This window comes from Clostridioides sp. GD02404 (assembly GCF_045898275.1).
In the GTDB taxonomy this organism is placed as follows: domain Bacteria; phylum Bacillota; class Clostridia; order Peptostreptococcales; family Peptostreptococcaceae; genus Clostridioides; species Clostridioides difficile_A.
Genome location: NZ_JBJOCA010000011.1, coordinates 97,029 through 116,633, shown reverse-complemented (window position 1 = coordinate 116,633; position 19,605 = coordinate 97,029). Strand labels below are relative to the sequence as shown.

The 19,605-nt window shown below is 27.8% G+C and carries 19 protein-coding genes; 6 read left to right on the top strand and 13 right to left on the bottom strand.

Annotation, left to right across the window (positions count from 1 at the left end; all coding sequences use genetic code 11):
* The 4 genes from Q3287_RS08810 to Q3287_RS08795 form a co-directional block, all read right to left on the bottom strand.
* The coding region (locus Q3287_RS08810) for a lantibiotic immunity ABC transporter MutG family permease subunit (RefSeq protein ID WP_407963898.1) at window positions 1-723 on the bottom strand (723 nt) is incomplete at its 3' end.
* Window positions 720-1,490 (bottom strand): lantibiotic immunity ABC transporter MutE/EpiE family permease subunit, encoded by a 771-nt coding sequence (locus Q3287_RS08805; protein ID WP_054275800.1) that lies wholly within the window; start codon window positions 1,488-1,490, stop codon window positions 720-722. The genes Q3287_RS08805 and Q3287_RS08810, both read right to left, overlap by 4 nt.
* Window positions 1,487-2,191: a lantibiotic protection ABC transporter ATP-binding protein gene (locus Q3287_RS08800; RefSeq protein ID WP_407963897.1), complete on the bottom strand. Its 705-nt coding sequence runs from the start codon at window positions 2,189-2,191 to the stop codon at window positions 1,487-1,489. The genes Q3287_RS08805 and Q3287_RS08800 overlap by 4 nt, the downstream gene beginning before the upstream one ends.
* 258 nt (window positions 2,192-2,449) lie before the next feature.
* Window positions 2,450-2,962: a hypothetical protein gene (locus Q3287_RS08795; protein WP_407963896.1), complete on the bottom strand. Its 513-nt coding sequence runs from the start codon at window positions 2,960-2,962 to the stop codon at window positions 2,450-2,452.
* Window positions 2,963-3,166: 204 nt separating this feature from the next.
* On the opposite strand from Q3287_RS08795, the gene Q3287_RS08790 reads away from it, so the two are divergent.
* Complete coding sequence (locus tag Q3287_RS08790) at window positions 3,167-3,424, top strand: hypothetical protein (RefSeq protein WP_407963895.1); 258 nt, start codon at window positions 3,167-3,169, stop codon at window positions 3,422-3,424.
* Window positions 3,425-3,543: 119 nt separating this feature from the next.
* Window positions 3,544-4,167, top strand: coding sequence for a uracil-DNA glycosylase family protein (locus Q3287_RS08785; protein WP_207713573.1), 624 nt, complete (start codon window positions 3,544-3,546; stop codon window positions 4,165-4,167).
* Between the two features lie 231 nt (window positions 4,168-4,398).
* Here the strand turns inward: Q3287_RS08785 and Q3287_RS08780 are convergent, their stop codons facing one another.
* The 3 genes from Q3287_RS08780 to Q3287_RS08770 form a co-directional block, all read right to left on the bottom strand.
* Entirely contained in the window at window positions 4,399-5,178 is a 780-nt protein-coding gene (locus Q3287_RS08780) for an EFR1 family ferrodoxin (RefSeq protein WP_407963894.1), read from the bottom strand.
* 68 nt (window positions 5,179-5,246) lie between these two features.
* Window positions 5,247-5,672, bottom strand: coding sequence for a MarR family transcriptional regulator (locus tag Q3287_RS08775; RefSeq protein WP_074179993.1), 426 nt, complete (start codon window positions 5,670-5,672; stop codon window positions 5,247-5,249).
* An 11-nt stretch (window positions 5,673-5,683) separates the two neighbouring features.
* Window positions 5,684-6,361, bottom strand: coding sequence for a flavodoxin family protein (locus Q3287_RS08770; protein WP_407963893.1), 678 nt, complete (start codon window positions 6,359-6,361; stop codon window positions 5,684-5,686).
* Between the two features lie 236 nt (window positions 6,362-6,597).
* On the opposite strand from Q3287_RS08770, the gene Q3287_RS08765 reads away from it, so the two are divergent.
* Complete coding sequence (locus Q3287_RS08765) at window positions 6,598-6,984, top strand: BlaI/MecI/CopY family transcriptional regulator (RefSeq protein ID WP_054269009.1); 387 nt, start codon at window positions 6,598-6,600, stop codon at window positions 6,982-6,984.
* 2 nt (window positions 6,985-6,986) lie between these two features.
* Window positions 6,987-8,786, top strand: a complete 1,800-nt coding sequence (locus tag Q3287_RS08760) for a BlaR1 family beta-lactam sensor/signal transducer (RefSeq protein ID WP_167639790.1) — start codon at window positions 6,987-6,989, stop codon at window positions 8,784-8,786.
* A 426-nt stretch (window positions 8,787-9,212) separates the two neighbouring features.
* On the opposite strand, the gene Q3287_RS08755 is transcribed toward Q3287_RS08760, so the two are convergent.
* Window positions 9,213-11,429 carry an EAL domain-containing protein gene (locus Q3287_RS08755; RefSeq protein ID WP_407963892.1) on the bottom strand — a complete coding sequence of 739 codons (2,217 nt, stop codon included), beginning with the start codon at window positions 11,427-11,429 and terminating at the stop codon, window positions 9,213-9,215.
* A 973-nt stretch (window positions 11,430-12,402) separates the two neighbouring features.
* Window positions 12,403-14,451 (bottom strand): penicillin-binding transpeptidase domain-containing protein, encoded by a 2,049-nt coding sequence (locus tag Q3287_RS08750; RefSeq protein WP_407963891.1) that lies wholly within the window; start codon window positions 14,449-14,451, stop codon window positions 12,403-12,405.
* 372 nt (window positions 14,452-14,823) lie between these two features.
* On the opposite strand from Q3287_RS08750, the gene Q3287_RS08745 reads away from it, so the two are divergent.
* Both Q3287_RS08745 and Q3287_RS08740 read left to right on the top strand, forming a co-directional pair.
* Entirely contained in the window at window positions 14,824-15,402 is a 579-nt protein-coding gene (locus Q3287_RS08745) for a TetR/AcrR family transcriptional regulator (protein ID WP_407963890.1), read from the top strand.
* The gene (locus Q3287_RS08740) at window positions 15,395-16,054 is read left to right on the top strand and encodes a CatA-like O-acetyltransferase (protein WP_407963889.1); all 660 of its coding nucleotides are present in this window, start codon (window positions 15,395-15,397) and stop codon (window positions 16,052-16,054) included. Before Q3287_RS08745 ends, Q3287_RS08740 begins: the two co-directional genes overlap by 8 nt.
* Window positions 16,055-16,172: 118 nt before the next feature.
* Here the strand turns inward: Q3287_RS08740 and Q3287_RS08735 are convergent, their stop codons facing one another.
* The 4 genes from Q3287_RS08735 to Q3287_RS08720 all read right to left on the bottom strand — a co-directional run bounded on the left by Q3287_RS08735 (window position 16,173) and on the right by Q3287_RS08720 (window position 19,550).
* Window positions 16,173-17,222, bottom strand: coding sequence for an ABC transporter permease (locus Q3287_RS08735; protein ID WP_407963888.1), 1,050 nt, complete (start codon window positions 17,220-17,222; stop codon window positions 16,173-16,175).
* Window positions 17,222-17,962 carry an ABC transporter permease gene (locus tag Q3287_RS08730; protein WP_054275785.1) on the bottom strand — a complete coding sequence of 247 codons (741 nt, stop codon included), beginning with the start codon at window positions 17,960-17,962 and terminating at the stop codon, window positions 17,222-17,224. Before Q3287_RS08730 ends, Q3287_RS08735 begins: the two co-directional genes overlap by 1 nt.
* A gap of 4 nt (window positions 17,963-17,966) precedes the next feature.
* On the bottom strand, window positions 17,967-18,725 hold the full coding sequence (locus Q3287_RS08725) for an ABC transporter ATP-binding protein (RefSeq protein WP_407963887.1): 759 nt from the start codon (window positions 18,723-18,725) through the stop codon (window positions 17,967-17,969).
* Window positions 18,726-18,824: 99 nt separating this feature from the next.
* On the bottom strand, window positions 18,825-19,550 hold the full coding sequence (locus Q3287_RS08720; RefSeq protein ID WP_054268982.1) for a PadR family transcriptional regulator: 726 nt from the start codon (window positions 19,548-19,550) through the stop codon (window positions 18,825-18,827).
* Window positions 19,551-19,605 lie beyond the last annotated feature (55 nt).

The following is a 19,605-nucleotide window of genomic DNA, read 5'->3' as shown; positions in this document are numbered from 1 at the left end:
GAATATAATCAGACCTATTACTACAGCTACAAAATGTATAGTAGCTGATTGTATCATTTCAGAATAAATCACATCATTTGGAATATTTCCAGTTCCTTTAATAAAATAAGTTCCTGGAAGCATACCCAATTTTACTGGCCATGTCCAAGGTACAAATGGGCCAATTTTTGAACCCACATTTGTTAGACCAAGTATTGCTGCCATTAAAATTCCACCAATACTAATACCAATAGATGCACCCATTCCCCATGCAAAACTAACCCAAAGATGAATAGCTAATAGTGGAAGCGTCCCAATCACCACAAGTCCTGCTGCTGACAGAAATAACCTTATTGTTGCTCCATATGGCACTGCAATATTCATACCTATACAGAGTATCAATGTAGCAATAAATGTGCATACAGTTAAGCAAAACAGAAGAAAAAGAAATTTTCCAAGATATAATCTAACACGAGAAATACCTATGCATAAAAAACCATTAAAATTTCCAGCGAGCTCTTCCTCATATACTATAAATCCAGATAAAATACCTACTCCAATAGGAATGATGAATACAGTCCATACGGTAAAAAATCCTTCAAAAGCAAATGCTTGTGTACTCCCAGATTTGATTGCAAGATAGGCAACCACACATAATGAAAAAATAACAGGCATAAAAAGAGTAAGCCATCGGACGGCTGTTCTCTTTGTTCGAAGCCATTCTGATGATAAGAGTTTTATCATTTGTCATCCCTCCTACTAAACCAAACTGCAGTAAGTGCTGTTAATACTAGAAACACAACCAAAGAAACAACAATCCCAATAGGAATTACTGAAGTATTCAAAAGTGGGTCTCCAGCTTCTAATATAGTACCATTAGGATGTAAGTTAAGGATTGGACACACTATCCTAATTGCCCAACTCCATGGTACTGCAATCCAAAATGATTTTGTCGCAGTAAGGACACCCAATATCATTCCTAAAAATCCAACTCCCATGCTTAGAAACATACCTTTCCATGTAGCTACCCATAGCTGAATTGGAAGTATAGCAAGAGAAACAACCCAGCATACAATACTTGCCCCTATAATCTGTCCAAAAGGAATTGGTCCAGCTTTCAATATTAAACCAGTTATAATTGTTACAACTATTAAAACTAGTGTTGAAATAAAACTGTAAACTGCCATCGCCATAACTTTATTAATCCAAAGCATCATAGGAGACACATTGCGTGTACGTAAAGCACGATAATTTCCAGCCTTTTTTTCCTGTGCAGCTACCAAAGTAGCAAACAATGCAAATCCAATAGACAGAAACATAAATGACCACCAATTAAAAATTAATGCTAAAAGACTTTGCCACGCCCAAGAATTTGATTGAGATAATGGATTTTGCATAAGTGTTGATTGCATTATAAGTGCATACGCTGCAAAAGATACTGGGAAAAAAATAATAAGTTTTCCCATAAATGTTCTTTTATACTTTAAAAGTTCTGATTGTAAAGCATTCATCTGTTTTGTCCTCCTTTAAGAATAACATCTGTAAAAAATTCTTCTAGATTTTCATTAGGGTCAGGTATTCCTTGAAATAGTAATCGTCCTCCATTTATAATTCCTATATTATCTACAACTTGAGCAACCTCTGAGAGAATATGGCTAGAGAGAATTACAGTTATACCTTTTTTTGGAAAAGAAGCAATCAACTCACGAAGTTCTTGAATTCCAAAAGGGTCAAGCCCATTAGTTGGTTCATCTAGTATTAACAGTTCTGGGTCACTCAAAAGTGCAATAGCTATTCCTAACCTTTGTTTCATCCCCATAGAAAATTGTGACGCTCTCTTCTTCCCTGTGTTTTTCAAGTTTACTATTTCTAATACCTCATAAATTTTATCTTTAGGAATTCCCAAAATTTTCGTATGTACTAATAAATTTTCCTCTGCTGTAAGATTCCCATACAAAGAAGGGGCTTCTATTAAGGCACCAATTTTTGCAAGAGATTCTCGCTTCCAAAGTTTCCTATCAAAAATAATACGTCCATCTGTTGGACGAAGAAGACCAACAAGCATTTTAAGTGTGGTAGACTTCCCTGCACCATTTGGACCTAAAAGACCATAGATACTGTTTCGCTCAATTTGCAAAGAAACATTGTTAACTGCCATTTGTTCCCCATATCTTTTTGATAAATTTTTTGTTTCAAGAATTAAATCTTTCATATTTATTTCTCCTTTCTTGTAATTCATGAATTTCTGTTACTAAGAGAATACTAACATGAAAAAATAACAATTCTATAACAGCTATCAGTTTTAATAAATTTTAAATAAAAAAATAGAGTTGCCAATTTTATTTTGACAACTCTATCTAAATTTATGTTTAACATTTATATTAGATTTAAACTTAATTGTATTAGACTTAAACTTATTCCTTATAATTATACTAGCCTTAAATTTATTCTATAATTTTTAAATCATGTACTAATCTATTAATTCATATTTCTTTAGACATCTAACATAGTTTGCTACTAGATAATAATTATTTATATCATATTTATCTAATCCTCTAAAGGCAGTTATCTCATCATTAAGCTCATCACTACCCTCTACAAATACACATCCTGTTTCAAATTCCATACCCACTGTAATTGTACAACCACTATAAATTTCTTCTTGTGCATCGTATAATTTTTTTGCATTCCCTTCATTTTGAATTGTAAATACAATAGGCTTTAATTCTGCATTATTGGTAATCTTTTCTGAGAAAGGCTTATTTAATTTAATATTATTGATAATTACATCCTTAAACTCTTCTGAACTTTCTTCCTTTACAGTATGTTTTTGTTTTAAAAACTCTATTACTTCTGAAATAGGTTTAGAATTTACTTTTAAAGTATCTTTATATTTTTCATATACCGATTTCCATTGTTCAATCTTTTCTTGAGATACTTCTTTAGTATATGTACTTACTTTTTCTTGTGATATTTTTTTCATTAAAATTTCTCCTTTGAGTCTATGTAATCACATTTACATATTTTATTTAAAATTATATATCTGTAACTTATTCATTTTGTTACTAGTATAATACTCTTAAAAACTTTACAAATCAATTTAATTTTGCTACCTTTTATTTATAACAACTTATAGTCCATTTCTCAACTATTTTCAATAACTTACTTTTATAAGGAGGTTTTCTTTATGATTTTAAATAGAATTGAGCTTTTCCGAGGATATTCTTTAGATAGATTTAATGAGATATGCAGTATATTGTCAGTAAATAAAATTAAATATAAGTATAAAGTAAGGAACAATACTTACTCTAAAGGGTCTTTTTCAAATAAAATGATTCTTGGAAATTTAGGGCAAAAAGAATATTTTTCTTATGAGTACTCAATTTATGTACATAAAGATGACTATGAACAAGCAAATGCTCTAATAAATTCTAAATTTAGATAAGGTTATTAATTAAACATGACATTCTGTTGTCGTATTTGATATGTTATTATATTTTAAAATTATATACTTTAAAACTATTTTTATAGTATTTAAAGTTTTAGACTAAGGAGATACATTATATGAAAATAAATATAAAATCAACTTTAAATGAATTTATTAAGCAGAATAATCTTTTTGATAACGACAAAATAACATCATATCTTCCTAATATAACAATAGACACAGATACCATAAAAACTATCATGATTAATGAAGTTGTACCAAATAACCCTAATGACGATTTTTATAGTATAGATGAAGATGCTGATTACTTAAAAACCACTATCCCTTTATTCAACAATGCAGGTATAGAAGTATCTAATATAAATGATATTTTAGATATGGGTATCTATATAACCAATGCAGTAAAACTCCCTAAATCAGAGTATACAATAACTAGTGACACAGTTAAATTACACATGCCTATTTTAGAAGAGGAAATTAAATTATTCGATAATTTAGAAGTAGTGATGTTGATGGGAGATGTTGCAAAAAAATCTTTTAACATGATTACTAAAAAACATACAAAAAAGAATGCTATCCCTTCTATCTCAACATATAAACTTCGTAACAATGAACTTTATTATGATAAATTAAGAATATTTCCATCCTATATCATGACTGGTGGAAACATATTGATTGAAAAGTCAAAGTTTGAAATGGCATCAGAGGATATAAAAAAAATGGTTGAGATTATAAAATAATAGATACCAATTTAAATAAACAATAAGCGCCTCAAAAACTTTTATTTATGAGGCGCTTTTATTTTCATGTTAATAATCTTATATATTTATATATCATTCTTTTTAATCTCTACTATATTATACGATTACATATTACTATTTATAATCCTCTCATAAGATTACTGTATTTTTCTCTTTATTACTCTAAAATTTTTATTTAATAAGATAGTTATTAATACAAGTTAAATATATCTACTTATCTAAAAACATCTCCTTAACAGTAACATCTGGATGATGATACTTCTTTCTATCTGTTAAAAACGATTTTTTTATATTTATAGCCTCTTTTGGACACCAGTGAAAACAAGCTAAACATCTTTCACACTCATTACCCCATTTTGGCTTTTTATAAACTATACTTATATTGTCTACAGGACAAACCTTTTTACATGTCCCACATCCATTACATTTACTCTCTGCAAAAAATTTAGTAGTTGCAATTTGCATATTCTTCCCTACTAAACGAAGCATAACACTATCTATATATGACTTTAAATTATTCTTTCCTTCTATACTTCCATTTTCAGAATTATTGATATACTTTGCAATTTCAGATACTCTATTAGTTAAATTTCTTAATCTCTCTTCTTCAACATCTAAAGGTGTTGTCAAAGCGTTGCCAGGCATATCAATTATAAAACCAGCTGATAATTTTTTGCCCTTTTTCTTAAGCAACTTATCTATAGTAAACAAACTATGTCCAGCTACTCCATTACAAGTAGCAATAGCATATATATGAGTATTACTATTAAAATTTAATTTATCTACAAAATATTTCACTATATCAGGAGCATTAGCAAAATACACAGGAAAAACGATTATTAGTATATCTTCATTTATATCTATAGTTTGCTTTTTTCTATGTATAGCTAATGGTATTACTTCCTTATTTTCATTTAACATCTCTTTTAAAGCCTTTGAAACTACTAAAGAGTTCCCTGTACCAGAAAAATAATAAATCTTAGAACTCATTCTTATCCCTCTTTCTATCATTTTGTATCATTAATAGTTAAAAAGACTTCTTAAAATAGAGTTTGTATCTACTTTCCAATTCTATCTAAAATCTTAGCAAACAAGGGTAACTCTTCATCAGAAATAGATTTAAATGTCTCTACTGCATACATACTTGCAATTTTATTTAATGGTTCTTCTAATTCTCTACCTAAATCTGTTAAGAATATTTGAAACTTACGTCTATCTTTAGCATCTACTTTACGTACAATCAATCCTTTATTTTTCATAACATCTAAGATTCTTGTAGTATTGGATTTATCCTTACATGATTTTTCACATAAATCTATCTGAGAAATTCCATCTTGTTCCCATAGAAATCTTAATAACGCATAATGATCAGCTGTTATATCATATCCATTTTGTTTAAACATTTTTTTCAAATCATCTTTTACCTTCAATGAAGTACTTACTAGCTTAGTTGTAACTTCATATAGTTCCTCAAAATCTTTCATTTTACCTCCATTTAGATAATCCCTTGCGCCTCCCATCTATCAATTATTCCTTTATATTGCTCAATATTTTTAAAAGCCATTGGCTTTAAAACAACATTCATAGCAATAAAGTTATAGATTTGAGAAAACACAGGCGGATTTTTATTTTCCTCTATGCAATAAATAAATTTTTTAGATACTTTTTGTATCTTTAATTCTACTCTTTCAGTTATAGGATTCTGATTAAATCCAGTTTTTATAGATAAATTACCACAAGTGTAACCCCCAGAATCTAATATCATTGATTTCATAAAAGAAATTGCTTTTGAACCACGAGCATTTTCATATGTAGTAACTGCTATACATGGCTTACGATACAATAATCTTTCCAACATCATATGTGCTCTATCTGTAAATACCTTGAAAAGCCCAGTTACACTACTTCCATAAGTAGGACTACCAAATATAACACCATCACTCTTAGTAATTATATCATGAATGTACTCTACTTTATCACTTTGATTAATACACTTCCCCATTTTATAACAATTTAAACAACCAATACAATACGATGGATTGACTTCACTTAAATCAAAATAATTAATTTCTACTGTTGGAATTAATCTTTCAATATCTTTGCACAAACAAGTCAAAACCTTCGATGTAGCCCCATTTTTTCTAGGACTTCCATTTATAATCGTGATTATCATTTCTATACCCCCTTTTTAGTTGCTATATCAACAATAAGTATATCAACTATATTTTCAGCTGTCAATATACACATTTATTTAACTTAAAGCTATACTTACACAACTCAATTAAGAATTACATTTAATTATATCTAGTTATTTAGGAGTTATAAATGAGCTATTTTTACTAATTGACAAACTAAATTAATGATAATATACTTTATATATTACAAATGTAAGTATAAGGAGGTATAATCATGAAAAAAGTACCACAAATTTCAGAAGCAGAGTATCAAGTTATGAAGATTGTTTGGAAATATGCTCCTATTAGCACTAATGAAGTAATTGAAAAATTAGTAGAAACAAGTACATGGAGTCCTAAAACTATTCAAACAATGCTATTGCGATTAGTTAAAAAAGGAGCTTTAACATATGAAAAAAATAGTAGAGTTTTCGTTTATACTCCACTTGTTAAAGAAGAAGAATATGTAGCTACAGAAAGTCGTTCTTTCTTAAATCGTTTCTATAATGGTGCTCTTAATTCTATGGTGCTAAACTTTTTGGAAAACGATAAACTATCTGAAGATGATATTGAGGAATTGAAAGAGATTTTAAACAAAAGGGTGACTAAGGAGGATAAGTAAATATGTATGCTCCATTCTTTATACGATTCTTATTCAGTACATTAACCCTATCATTATTAATTGTTGCAGTTTTATTTATTAAAAAGATATTTAATAAGCACATTTCTGCAAAATGCCACTATAATATTGGATTTATATTGCTTATAACATTAATAATTCCATTTATCCCTCTTAAATACATTAATCTTGGAAATATGCTTAACTATCTATATGGTTTTACTCAAATTGAAAATAATACTGCTAATACTTATATAATAAAAAATAGCTCAAATAGTATTATTAATCACTCAAATACATTAAAGGATTTTTCAGTATCTCTGAATCAATCTAATTTTGATAGTTTAAATATTTTATTATTAACATTATGGATGATTGGTATTTCAATTATGATGGTTATCACGATTCATTGTAATTTTAAAATAAGAAATATGAAAAAATCTGCACATATTTTAGATGATGATGAGATAGTTCTACTATCTGAACAATGTAAAAAAGATATTGGTATAAATAAAGATTTTATATTATGTAAATCCTGCATCATAAATACACCTATTACATTTGGATACTTTAAACCACATATTATATTACCAGATAAGTCTATATCTAAATTATCTTTAAAAGATATAAAATATATTTTACTTCATGAATTACAACATTCTAAAAATAGAGACATATTGATAAATTATATAATGTGCTTTTTCCAAATATTATACTGGTTTAACCCTCTTGTATGGTATGCTCTTAAAGAAATGCGAGTAGACCGTGAAATTGCATGTGATATTTCAGTTCTAAAGAAACTTGATAAAGATGATTATATAGAATATGGACAAACACTAATAAACTTTGTAGATAATATTTCAAAACCCTCTAATCTCACACTTACATCAGATATTGGTGGGTCAAAACAACAAATTAAAAGGCGATTATTAAAGATAACAAATTTTCATACTGAGTCAAAATTTTTAAAACTAAAAAGCCTTTTAATTTTTACATTGATTGCTTTAATTGTATTTGGAAATAGCCCTACATTATCTATTATGGCGGATGTTAATGAAGAATATAAACCTACAAATAGTCAAACTATGTATGAAGACCTAAGCAAATACTTTAAAGGTTTTGATGGAAGTTTTGTTATGTATGATTTAAAATCCAATCAATATCATATTTACAATGAGGAAAAAAGTAAAAAAAGAATTTCTCCAAATTCTACTTATAAAATTTATAGTGCTTTATTGGGATTAGAAAATGGGATTATAACAAAAAATAATTCATACATCCCTTGGGATGGAAAACTTCATCCTATTAACTCTTGGAATAAAGACCAAGACTTATTTTCTGCTATGGAGAACTCTGTAAACTGGTACTTTCATTATCTAGATAAAAAAACAGGGATAAAAGATATACAAACTTATCTTAAACAGATTAAGTATGGTAATTGTGATATTTCAGGAGGTATCTCACGTTTTTGGCTAGAATCCTCATTAAAAATTTCACCTATTGAACAGGTAAAATTACTTAGAGATTTCTATACAAATAAGTTTAATTTTAAAGATAAAAATATAGAAGCTGTAAAAGATTCATTGATAGTATCAAAAAAGGATGGTGTCTCACTTTCTGGCAAAACAGGCACTGCTACTATAAATGGGAAAGATGTAAATGGTTGGTTTATAGGTTATGTAGAAAAAAATGAAAATACTTATTTCTTTGCTACAAATATCCAAAGTAAAGATTATTCTAATGGTAGTTTAGCAGCTAAAATAACATTATCTATATTAAATGACAAAGAAATCTATAATTTCTAACATATTTACTATAAAACCTAAAAACTTCACATAATTTTCATATGAATTATCTATTAAATTCACATACAAGAGTTATTATGTAAACATAGAAGATAGTAAAACTAGCTTAAAAACATAATATAATACCCTATATGAAATAGTGGCAACTCTCCCTCACATCCTCAATTGTTGCCACTATTTTAATTTTTTGTATGATAACATATAAGATATATAAAAAAATCAACAGAAAAATCAATATCGTATCCATTCAGAAAAACCATATTATTATAATCTTTTCTTGCTAATTATTTATTCAATTTGCTAGCTTTTATTTTGATTAATGTGTTCTACTTGATTTTATTATAATTAACCTGATTTTTTATCTAAAACTTGTCCATCAATTTTATCAATAACATGAAAATACACATTCACAATAAAAAAAGTCATCTAGCTCAATAGATGACTTTTTATTAGATAATTATTTTCAAATTCGTCGATTGGTATAGGCTTGCTAAATAAATATCCTTGTGCTGTCTCTACTCTACATTGTAATAGCGTAGAAAATTGTTCCTCAGTTTCAATTCCTTCAGCAACCATATAAATATTTAATTTACGACATATTCCTGTGATATATTCCATAATCACCTTTGTTCTAGGATTCGATACAATATTATCAATTAGGCTCTTATCTAATTTCAATATATCAAACTCAACTTCAGAGAGTAGTGCTAAATTTGCATTCTCAGTTCCGAAATCATCAATTGCAATAGCAAAACCAACATCTCTTAAATCTGATATGATTTTTTTCACATCAAGATGCTTCTCATCATGTACTCTTTCTGTTATTTCAATTTTTATGTATTTGGTAGGGACATTATAAGTGTGACAAATTGACACTAAACAATTCACAAATTCTGGTGTTTCTAGTGATTCTTCTGAAAAATTTATAGATATTGGAACGATTGGAACATCATTATCAATCCAATTGCTAAATTTCTTACAAATAGATTCAAATACATAGAAGTCTATTTTACTTAATAGTCCAGATGCTTCTAATATAGGAAGAAAATTATTTGGAGCTACAAGTGAATTAGAATTATCCAAATAACGTATAAGTGCTTCTGCACCCACAACTGAGCGGTCTGAGAAAGAAATCTGAGGTTGTAAATAAACGAGAAAACGATTATTTTGTATTTCTCTTTCAAGAACCTCAGCTTTGCTTAAATGTAACATTTCATCACTATGATGGCGATATCTCTGAGAAACAGAGTGTTTACGATAAAAAGCTTTTTTATCTTCATACATTTCTGCATCCGCATTTTTTATGATTTCTCCTATATCATCAACTGTATTCGCCCAATATGACCCTATCGCAACTTGGCAAGTAGGTCTTTTTCTAAATTCGCCTTTTAGTTCTATTATTTTCTTACTAAAAACGTCTTCTTCAATTTCACGACAAATAATTACAAATTCATCTCCACCTAAACGGTAAAAATCAGAATAATGAAATACCAATTTCATTCGTCTCGCACATTCTATTAATAACTTATCTCCCATTTCATGCCCATATTTATCATTGATATCCTTTAAACCATTCACATCTAAATAAATAATTCCTATAGAAATATCAACTTTTGTAAGTGATTGTGAATCTTCTATAAATCGATTTCTGTTATAGAAAGAAGTAAGTTTATCAATATAACTTAGTTTTGATAATTGCTCCTGAGTTTTAGAATGTTGGCTAGCAAGGGAAATAAAGTAGCAAAGTGTTTGAAGTAATGATGCAATATTCATAATTTTATCTGGAGGTGGATTATCAACTCCTAAATAACCGATAAGTTCTCCATTATGTTCTAATGGGGCTACAACAAGACTGGTAATAGATTGATTATGTAATATTTGGTATTCCCCTGGTGATGTAGATTTAATCTCTTCTAAATCTTTTATAACTATACATTCCTTATTATTAAAATATGGAATCCATCGCTCAATAGTAGATAGTGGAAGGTCTTGTAGATAGTTTCTCTGCGACAAGATATGTTCCTCACACCATTCATAATCATTATACATCAGACCGTCTCGAATATAAATAATATATGAACGGTCAGCAGATAAAAAACGACCTAACTTTTCAAGCACAGACATAGTTGCTTTTTTAATGTCACTATCTCTATATAAAATATCTACACACTCTGTAATTATTTTTTCAGCCTCAAGTGTAAATCGTAATTTTATTTTCTCTTCTTCTGATTTTGTGGTATCAAACGCAATCTCCATTCTTGCTGGCTTACCTTCCCATTCAATTAAACGGTCTTTTAACAGATAATGACGACCTGTTACTGGATTTGTAAATTCCCAAGTATAGTTTTCACTTTCTTTTAAATAAGAATTTGTACAAAACTCACAAGGTTCATCTTTTTTCTGTAGTACTTTATAACATTTTTGCCCTTTTATTTGGTCAACCTTAAAACTTTCAATACCTGCTTTATTTAAAAATAATAAATCATAGGTCTCTAAATCACTGATATATAAAAGCTCTGAAATATCATTCATTGGAGCCTGTAAGTCTTCAGCCAATTGAATAAGACGTTCTCTTTTTCTCTGATTATCCTCTTCTGCTAGTTCAAGTTTCTTTTGCAAAATATCTTGTTTGGTATCATACATATAAATAAAAATAACTAATAAGGCAAATGAAAGATTTAAAAAAATCAAAACATTTTCAGCTGAAGAAACTTTGTTCTCACTAAATTTTTCAGCAGATAAAACTGTTTTGTCTGCTAAATCAAAAAAATCTTCACTTTCTTTATAGAGTGTATCACTTTTTCCACCATCACGAACAATATATATTTCTTGCTTTAAACGTTTCCAATCTCTTTCCATTTGAATCATGTTAGTTTGAAAGTCATGGTCATCTACATAAGCAATATTATACACACCACTTCTACCTTGAAGCTCATGAATAATATTATCTACTCTTTTTATTAATTTATCATTTGGCTTATGATTCAATTCTTGCTTAATCAGACGTTGTGTTGCTCCACGTATAATCCCAGTATAATTAATTACTTTGGCATTTCCTTGCAAATTGTAGACTAAGTAAATAGATAGTAGGCTGGAAAAAAGAAGCCCTATACTTAAAGTGATTAGAAATCTTTTTCTTCTCATACAGTCCCCTTTCAATTTCATTTAGGAATAAAAACTAATCTCTAATTTATTGGTAACTTTGAAGTATTTATTAAATAAATATAATTACTTTGTATAAGTACTACTAAAATTAGTTATCTTTGTCCATTATACTCCTCTATTTGGCTTTCTTCAACAATAAATACCTCTCTTATTTTAAGATTTTTTTAATAATATAATATTATATATTTGTAATTATATGGAAATAATTAAGATTTTCTCATAATTTATTAGCTATTTTACTTATATCTCTAAGGTCAAATATCCCAAGTATCACAATTTATGATTTCACTTACGATTAAATTTTTAAGTAAATCTATCTAATGAATTTTTTTAATACATATACTTTATTTCTTTTAATAAAATTTTTTAAATATTAAAAAATAGGTAATAAAAAATAACATATAAAATACAATCTTCAAGTGAATGAGATTAATCCTAAAATTAAGAAAAATTAATCTTCAAATATTGATTTAACAATAGGTATAACATAATGGCTTCCTCCACGATTCTTTACATCTTCAATCATAGCAATTGCCAGATACTGTTTATCACTATTTTCATCTACAGTAAAAGCATTGAACCATCCAAGTTCTGTCCCTGTAATATCATCTTTAGATGCTTTAATTTCTGCTGTACCAGTTTTACCAGCAATAGTAATTCCCTTAGTCATAGCACTATGACCCGTACCATTAGGATTTTCAACAACTTGAATCAAATCATCACGAATAATTTTTACAGACTGTTTGGAAAATACACCTTTCTTCCAAAATTCAGCATGTGAATTATCTTTAAATTCAAGGTATGGCTTTATCATATCTCCATTATTTACAAAAGTTGAATACATTGATGCCATATGTACTGGATTTACTAGAACCTTCCCCTGACCATATCCACTATCTGCTAATTGTATTTCAGTGTCAAATTTATTGTCAGTACCAAATTTTGAAGAAGATATTCCAAATTCAAACGGCATACTTTCCTCAAAACCAAGCTTTAACAACTCTTTTGATAATGTATCTTCACCTATTTTTAATGCTGCTTTAGCAAAATAAATATTATCAGAATAAATTAATGCATTCTTCATATTTACAGTGTTACCATAATCTTTTAATGTAGTTACCTTATAGCTCCCCCAACTAGAATCTTTTTGCCAACTAAGACCACTGTGTCCAAAGTTTTCATTTGAATTAAGCTTTCCTGTCGTTAAACCAATACCAGCAGTGATTGGTTTAAAAGAAGACCCAGGACATAATCGTGCTTTAAATCTATTGTACATTGGTTTGTTTTCATTTTCATTGACTTCCTTCCATCTATCTTCTGACATCCCTAGTATAAATTCATTTGGATTGTATGATGGGCTACTTACAAGGGATAAGATTTCTCCTGTTTTAGGATTCATAACTACTGCACATCCTTTATCATTTTTCATTTGTTCATATAATTTACTTTGTAGTTTTGAATCTATAGTTAATTTTACATCTTCTCCATCTATTTTAGGCTCAGTTACTAGAGTTTTTTTCTTGTCTCCATATCTATCAGCTATAATAATCTCATATCCATCAATACCACGTATCCTGTCTTCCAGTAAACTCTCTAAACCAATCTTACCAATTATGCTATTAGAATTATATCTCTTACCTTCTTTTTCCTTTAATATCTCTGCATTTACATTTTGAACATATCCAGTTAGATGCCCAGCTTTTTCACCTAATGGATACTGTCTAACCTCTGTATTAGATATCTTAACTCCTGGGATACTAAGAAGTGAGTCTTGTAATGCTTTGTCTTCTATTTTTTCGATAGTTTTTATAGGTACCATTGAATTGTCTTTTACCCAAGATGCATTTAATTTCTTTTGAATTTGTTCAACTGGTATATTTAATAAAGTAGATAATTTTTTTAAGTCTTCTGTATTATCACTCATTTTTTCAGGAACTAGACCTATCATTGATGCAAGGCCTTGTCCTGCAATCATTACTCCATTTCGGTCTAAAATATTTCCTCTTTTGGCTTTAAGCTTTGATATTCTTATAGTATTATCTTCTTCAAGTTCTGGAAATATAACATCTGACTTCCATCTTATTCTATAATCTCCATCTTTATCTCTATTTAATGGCACTTCATTTGAAAATGAAATTTCTCCTGCTAAGGTATCCATCTTCGAATCGTATTTTATTATTTTGTCACTATCTTTTTCTTTTTTAACTTCATTAATCTTTACACTTATATTACGTGAATTAATTCCTTCATATATTTTTTTATTTCTTAAAATAAATTTTTCTTTTTTAATTTCTGATTTACTCTTTTCATCTAACAAGTCGTACATCTTTTCATATTGTCTTTCATTTGCAAAAGACATATATTGCTTAAATACTTCATCTGGTTTGCTTTTATTGAGTCCCTCTAATATGAATTTAGCTAAAAAACCAACAATAACTACAAGTAAACAAATTAGAAAACCAAAAATTATCATTTTTCTTGTTTTTTTATTTTTTCTCATACAAACCACCCTTATTATTTTATATATTACATATGTAAGTTTTATGTTTAAAGGAATCTTATGAACATAACTACTCTATACTTTTGTTATGTTTTTAAGTATATCCTAAAAATATGTAGGTAAATATATAATTGATAGTAACTTATATATTACACACGTAAGTTTTAAAAGTCAATAATATTATTACTATTTAATTACTCTTCATATCAATTTAAAAATAAATCATGCTTCTTGTATTGTCCAATCATTTTATAAATTAATATTATTTTATTGTACATTCACTTTATAGAGAATAAATTCGGCTTGACAAAACGACACATGTGTCTCATAATTAAAGTGACACTCATGTCGTTAATAAGGAGGTTAAAGCATATGCCAACAAAAGGAGAACAAACTAGACAATTTATTATTGATACATCAATAAGGTTATTTGCTGATAAAGGATATAGTGATGTAACAATGAAAGATATCTGTGAAGCATGTAATTTAAGTCGTGGTGGACTGTATAGACACTTTAATTCAACAAAAGAAATTTTTATTAATATACTAAATACTCATAAAGACGACTCTCAAAATTTATTAGATAAGGGTATCAAGGAAAATATATCAGCTAAACATATGCTAGAATATTTTTTACAGCAACAAAAAAATGATATAAAAAGTAAATATTGTGGTTTGAATTTTGCAATACATGAATTTGCTTTTGTAGAAAAGGACCAACGTGATTATATGAATAAAAGATATAATTCAGCTATCACAATGCTTTCAAATTTAATCGACTATGGACAATCTAAATGTGAATTTAAAAAATGCGACTCTAAAACAATTGCAATACACATAATGTTTTTATTTGATAGTATGAAAACATCTTCTCCTGTTTTAAAGATTACAAATGAAGATATTGATAATCAAATAAGTATTATAAAGGATATGGTGATTTCATATGAGTAAACGAGAATTCCATAAAATTGACTTACAAAACTGGGAACGATATACACATTTTTACTATTTTTCAAAAATGACAAATGTAGGATTTGATTTAACTATAGAAATAGACATTACTAATTTAATTAAGGAAACGAAAGAAAGAAATATTAAATTTTACCCAGCATATTTATACATAATAACGACTTGCTTAAATCAATATAAAGAATTAAAAATTGCATATGATGAAGATGAACTTGGTTATTGGAGTACATTAACACCATTCTATGCAATCTTTCATGATGATGATAAGACTTTCTCATCAATATGGACAGAATATGATAAAGATTTCTCGATATTCTATGAAAATTATTTAGCTGATATTAAAGAATATGGAAAAAATTATGGTTTTCTAGCAAAACCAAATCCACCAAAAAACTGTTATACTGTTTCTTGTATTCCATGGATTAGTTTTAAGAGTTTTACTGTGCATAATCATGGTCTTGAAAATTATTCTTTCCCTACGATTGAAGCAGGTAAATACTATCAAAAAGATGAAAAAATACTTCTCCCTCTTTCTATAACAGTTCATCATGCATCTACTGATGGATACCATGTAAGTTGCTTTATTGATGACATACAAAAAATGTGCTTTGATACTAAGGAATGGTTATACTAAAAATTTATATTTTGGATTTAAAATGTCAGTAAAATGATTAGATACAATAATAAAAGCCAATAACCTTTGAAAATTAGAGATTATTGGCTCTTTTGCATTATACAAAGTTTTATATTAGTCAATTATTATGACTCAAGTATTTGCTTCTTTGAATAAACTTCATAGCTAATAAAGATAAAACTAATGTCATGGCTATTAAAATGAAAATATAACCCATATTAAAAAAACTTCCTTTTCTCTCTTCCACATAAGTAACAAAACTAATAAACCATCGTATTGGACTTATAATGCTAATATTTTGTAACATTGTTGGCATTTTCTCAATTGGAATAAATGAACCACCAATAAGTGATACTATAAGGGCTATACATGTAGAAAATAAATTTGCATACATTTCTTTATTGAATAAAGAAGATACAAATGTTCCAAAAGAAGTTGCTAAAGCTGATACCAAAATTCCTAAACAAACCAAGTCTATATAATCCATGCCAATATCAACATTAAATAACTTAATTATAGATATTGAAACTAAGTACTGAAAATATGTTATTGTAAAATTATATAACATATTTCCTAACACATATCCTTTTATATTTTGTGGAGAATATAGTACTCTTGTAAATGTACCTGAGTTTTTATCTTTGATAATCATTGATGCTGTTACAGTGGATGTTATCATCAGAAATAATACGATAAATGCAATTATTCTTTGTAATATACCTAAGGTATTTTCTTCTAGTTCACTTATATCTATAGGAGTTGGGTCTTTTTTATATCTTTCTATTAAATACTTTAATATATCATTCGTATTTTTATCTTTTACAGAATATAACTTAAAATCACTCTTATTAAAATGTATAACAGCTGAATACTTCCCAGTTATAATATCAGTTTTAACTGTTTTAAGGTCTGCAATCTCTACATTGATTCCTTGAGTATTTTTTAAAGCTATTATTGTATTATCATATATTCTTTTTTCAGATTCGCTTAGGAGTTGTTCGTTTTTGTAATCATTTAAAATACCAATATTGAAAGATGGTTTACTTATGTAATTTGCCAATATCCCAAGTATTACTACAATTATAGGGAATAAGATTGTAACTAAGAAAACTAATCTCTTATTCATACTTCTTTTTAAATTATTATTAAAAATGTTTATTAAATTCACTATATAAAAACCTCCTTTTTGAAAAATTTAATTGTAAGTATTGTTATAAATATACTTGTGACTATAAATATGCATGATATATTAAAAAGGAGATGCAAGTTATTATCATATATACAAGCAACTATAGCTCTATTAATCCATGTTAATGGTGATATATTTATTATTAATGAAATAGTTGAATTTAATGAGCTAACTGGAAAAAATACTCCTCCTAAAAAGCCAAAAATCACTATTGGTATATTAATGATATTACGTAACATATCTAAATTTTTACAAACAAATCCCAAAAACAATCCAATGGATGATACTACAATTGATTCACATGTCAAAAGAAAAATAACAGCTAAAAATTTTCCACCAAAACTCATATGAAAAATACCTCTTAACAAAAATAAAGTTATCAAATTACATAGTGAAAGTATTATTGTACAAGAGAAGAGTTTTGAAAGAACTAAGTCTGTTACTGAAATAGGAGAAATCATATAACGATATGATGTATTTGAACCTTTTTCATCCTGTGCTGCATATGAAATACTAATGATTCCCATAAAAACACAAAATGGTATTGTAACAATGGTATAATAATTGTATGATGTAAATTCCTCTCCATAAGATTTTGATGTTAAATATCCTAATAGTATGATGATGATTACTGGAAAAACAATATTATAAGATAAAATAAAAAAATCTTTACTTCTTCGTTTCACTCCTAATTTGAACAATGGTAAAAAATATCTCATCTATTTATTCCTCCAAATCTCTTAAGTCTGTACCTGTAATATGTAAAAAAATATCTTCTAATGTCTTACAACCAAATTTAAAATATTTACTTTTATATACGTTCTTATCTAAATCTTCTATAATCACTCCTTTGTCTATTAAAACAATTCTATTGCATAAGATTTCAATTTCTTCCATATAGTGACTAGTATATATAACTGTTGTACCATTAGCATTAATGTCTTTAATTGCCTCCATAATTTTGTTTCTTGATTGAGGGTCAATACCTACTGTTGGCTCATCCATAATAAGGATTTTAGGGCTATGTGAAATTGCACAGGCTATGTTGAGCCTACGTTTCATCCCTCCTGAAAATTTTAAAGGAAACTCCTTATGTCTCTCCCAAAGTCCAACAAACTCTAAAGCTTCTTTAGTTCTATTTTTAAGTTCTCTACCTCTAAATCCATATAATGAACAAAAAAATTTAACATTATCATATGCACTTAAATCTTCATATATAGCTAATTCCTGTGGTACGACACCAAGTGAACGCTTAAAATCATTTTTTTGATTATATATACTTTTTCCTTCATAATATATGTTTCCAGCATCAGGTGACACAATCGTTGTAAACATATTTATAGATGTGCTTTTTCCTGCTCCATTTGGTCCGATAAAACCTAAAATATCTCCTTCGAATACCTTGAAGCTTTCTCCTGATATAACTTCCTTGTCCTTATACTTTTTAGATATATTTTCAATCTCCAATAATACATTACTCATTTATAAACCTCCCAAGTATTTAACCAATATTATATATCCAACATTGTATATATTATTTTTTAAAACACGAGTATTTTACTCGTGTTATTATAATAAAATTTAATGCTTATTTTTTAATTTTAATATTATTTTATCTATGTTCTCTATAGCTTTATCTGGGTTATCAATTATTTCATCTCTAAGTCTCTGGACTTCTAGTAATTCATTTGTTGTCTCAGACGTAAATAAAAAATCATCTTCTATATTTGAAAAATCTATAGATTTAATTATATTTTGCGTCTCACAACCGACAGATATATACTTATCAAGATTATTTAATATTTCTTCATGCCATAGAATTTGATAATTTAGATTATCTATTGTCATATCAAATGCAATCTTTTCTGTTGCAAGACTCTTTTTATCAATTTTTTTAATCTCTTTCCAATTTTCCCAATACTTCTTCTGTTCTATCAAATATTTTATATGCTTTTCAAGATTCTTTTGTAAAATATCCTTAGGTAAGACATCCAAAATATTATGTAATAGGAATTTATTTGAACCTGTTGGTACTATTGGCGTCTGAAGTTCTTTTTGTATTTCTTCCTTTAACTCTAATTTGCCACTTTGGGTAATCTCATAGATTTTACGAATTCTAGCACCAGTTTTTTCTTCTCTTAAAACCCTAACTGCTCCATCTTTTTCTAGTTTTGTCAACGCATAATATATTGACCCAGACTGTATTTTAGTCCATCTATCTGCACCAGATACCTGTAGAAACTTCTGAATTTCATACCCATGTGTTGGTTTAATATTTAGATAATATAAAATTAAAGTGCGTATCATAAAATTCACCACCTATACTCAATCTTGGATATTATATTATCACCAATATTGTATA

Bases quoted from the DNA above. Each gene is read 5' to 3' on its own strand.
- Q3287_RS08805 (WP_054275800.1), bottom strand. From the start codon at position 1,490: ATGAATGCTTTACAATCAGAACTTTTAAAGTATAAAAGAACATTTATG.
- Q3287_RS08800 (WP_407963897.1), bottom strand. From the start codon at position 2,191: ATGAAAGATTTAATTCTTGAAACAAAAAATTTATCAAAAAGATATGGG.
- Q3287_RS08795 (WP_407963896.1), bottom strand. From the start codon at position 2,962: ATGAAAAAAATATCACAAGAAAAAGTAAGTACATATACTAAAGAAGTA.
- Q3287_RS08790 (WP_407963895.1), top strand. From the start codon at position 3,167: ATGATTTTAAATAGAATTGAGCTTTTCCGAGGATATTCTTTAGATAGA.
- Q3287_RS08785 (WP_207713573.1), top strand. From the start codon at position 3,544: ATGAAAATAAATATAAAATCAACTTTAAATGAATTTATTAAGCAGAAT.
- Q3287_RS08780 (WP_407963894.1), bottom strand. From the start codon at position 5,178: ATGAGTTCTAAGATTTATTATTTTTCTGGTACAGGGAACTCTTTAGTA.
- Q3287_RS08775 (WP_074179993.1), bottom strand. From the start codon at position 5,672: ATGAAAGATTTTGAGGAACTATATGAAGTTACAACTAAGCTAGTAAGT.
- Q3287_RS08770 (WP_407963893.1), bottom strand. From the start codon at position 6,361: ATGATAATCACGATTATAAATGGAAGTCCTAGAAAAAATGGGGCTACA.
- Q3287_RS08765 (WP_054269009.1), top strand. From the start codon at position 6,598: ATGAAAAAAGTACCACAAATTTCAGAAGCAGAGTATCAAGTTATGAAG.
- Q3287_RS08760 (WP_167639790.1), top strand. From the start codon at position 6,987: ATGTATGCTCCATTCTTTATACGATTCTTATTCAGTACATTAACCCTA.
- Q3287_RS08755 (WP_407963892.1), bottom strand. From the start codon at position 11,429: ATGTATGATACCAAACAAGATATTTTGCAAAAGAAACTTGAACTAGCA.
- Q3287_RS08750 (WP_407963891.1), bottom strand. From the start codon at position 14,451: ATGAGAAAAAATAAAAAAACAAGAAAAATGATAATTTTTGGTTTTCTA.
- Q3287_RS08745 (WP_407963890.1), top strand. From the start codon at position 14,824: ATGCCAACAAAAGGAGAACAAACTAGACAATTTATTATTGATACATCA.
- Q3287_RS08740 (WP_407963889.1), top strand. From the start codon at position 15,395: ATGAGTAAACGAGAATTCCATAAAATTGACTTACAAAACTGGGAACGA.
- Q3287_RS08730 (WP_054275785.1), bottom strand. From the start codon at position 17,962: ATGAGATATTTTTTACCATTGTTCAAATTAGGAGTGAAACGAAGAAGT.
- Q3287_RS08725 (WP_407963887.1), bottom strand. From the start codon at position 18,725: ATGAGTAATGTATTATTGGAGATTGAAAATATATCTAAAAAGTATAAG.
- Q3287_RS08720 (WP_054268982.1), bottom strand. From the start codon at position 19,550: ATGATACGCACTTTAATTTTATATTATCTAAATATTAAACCAACACAT.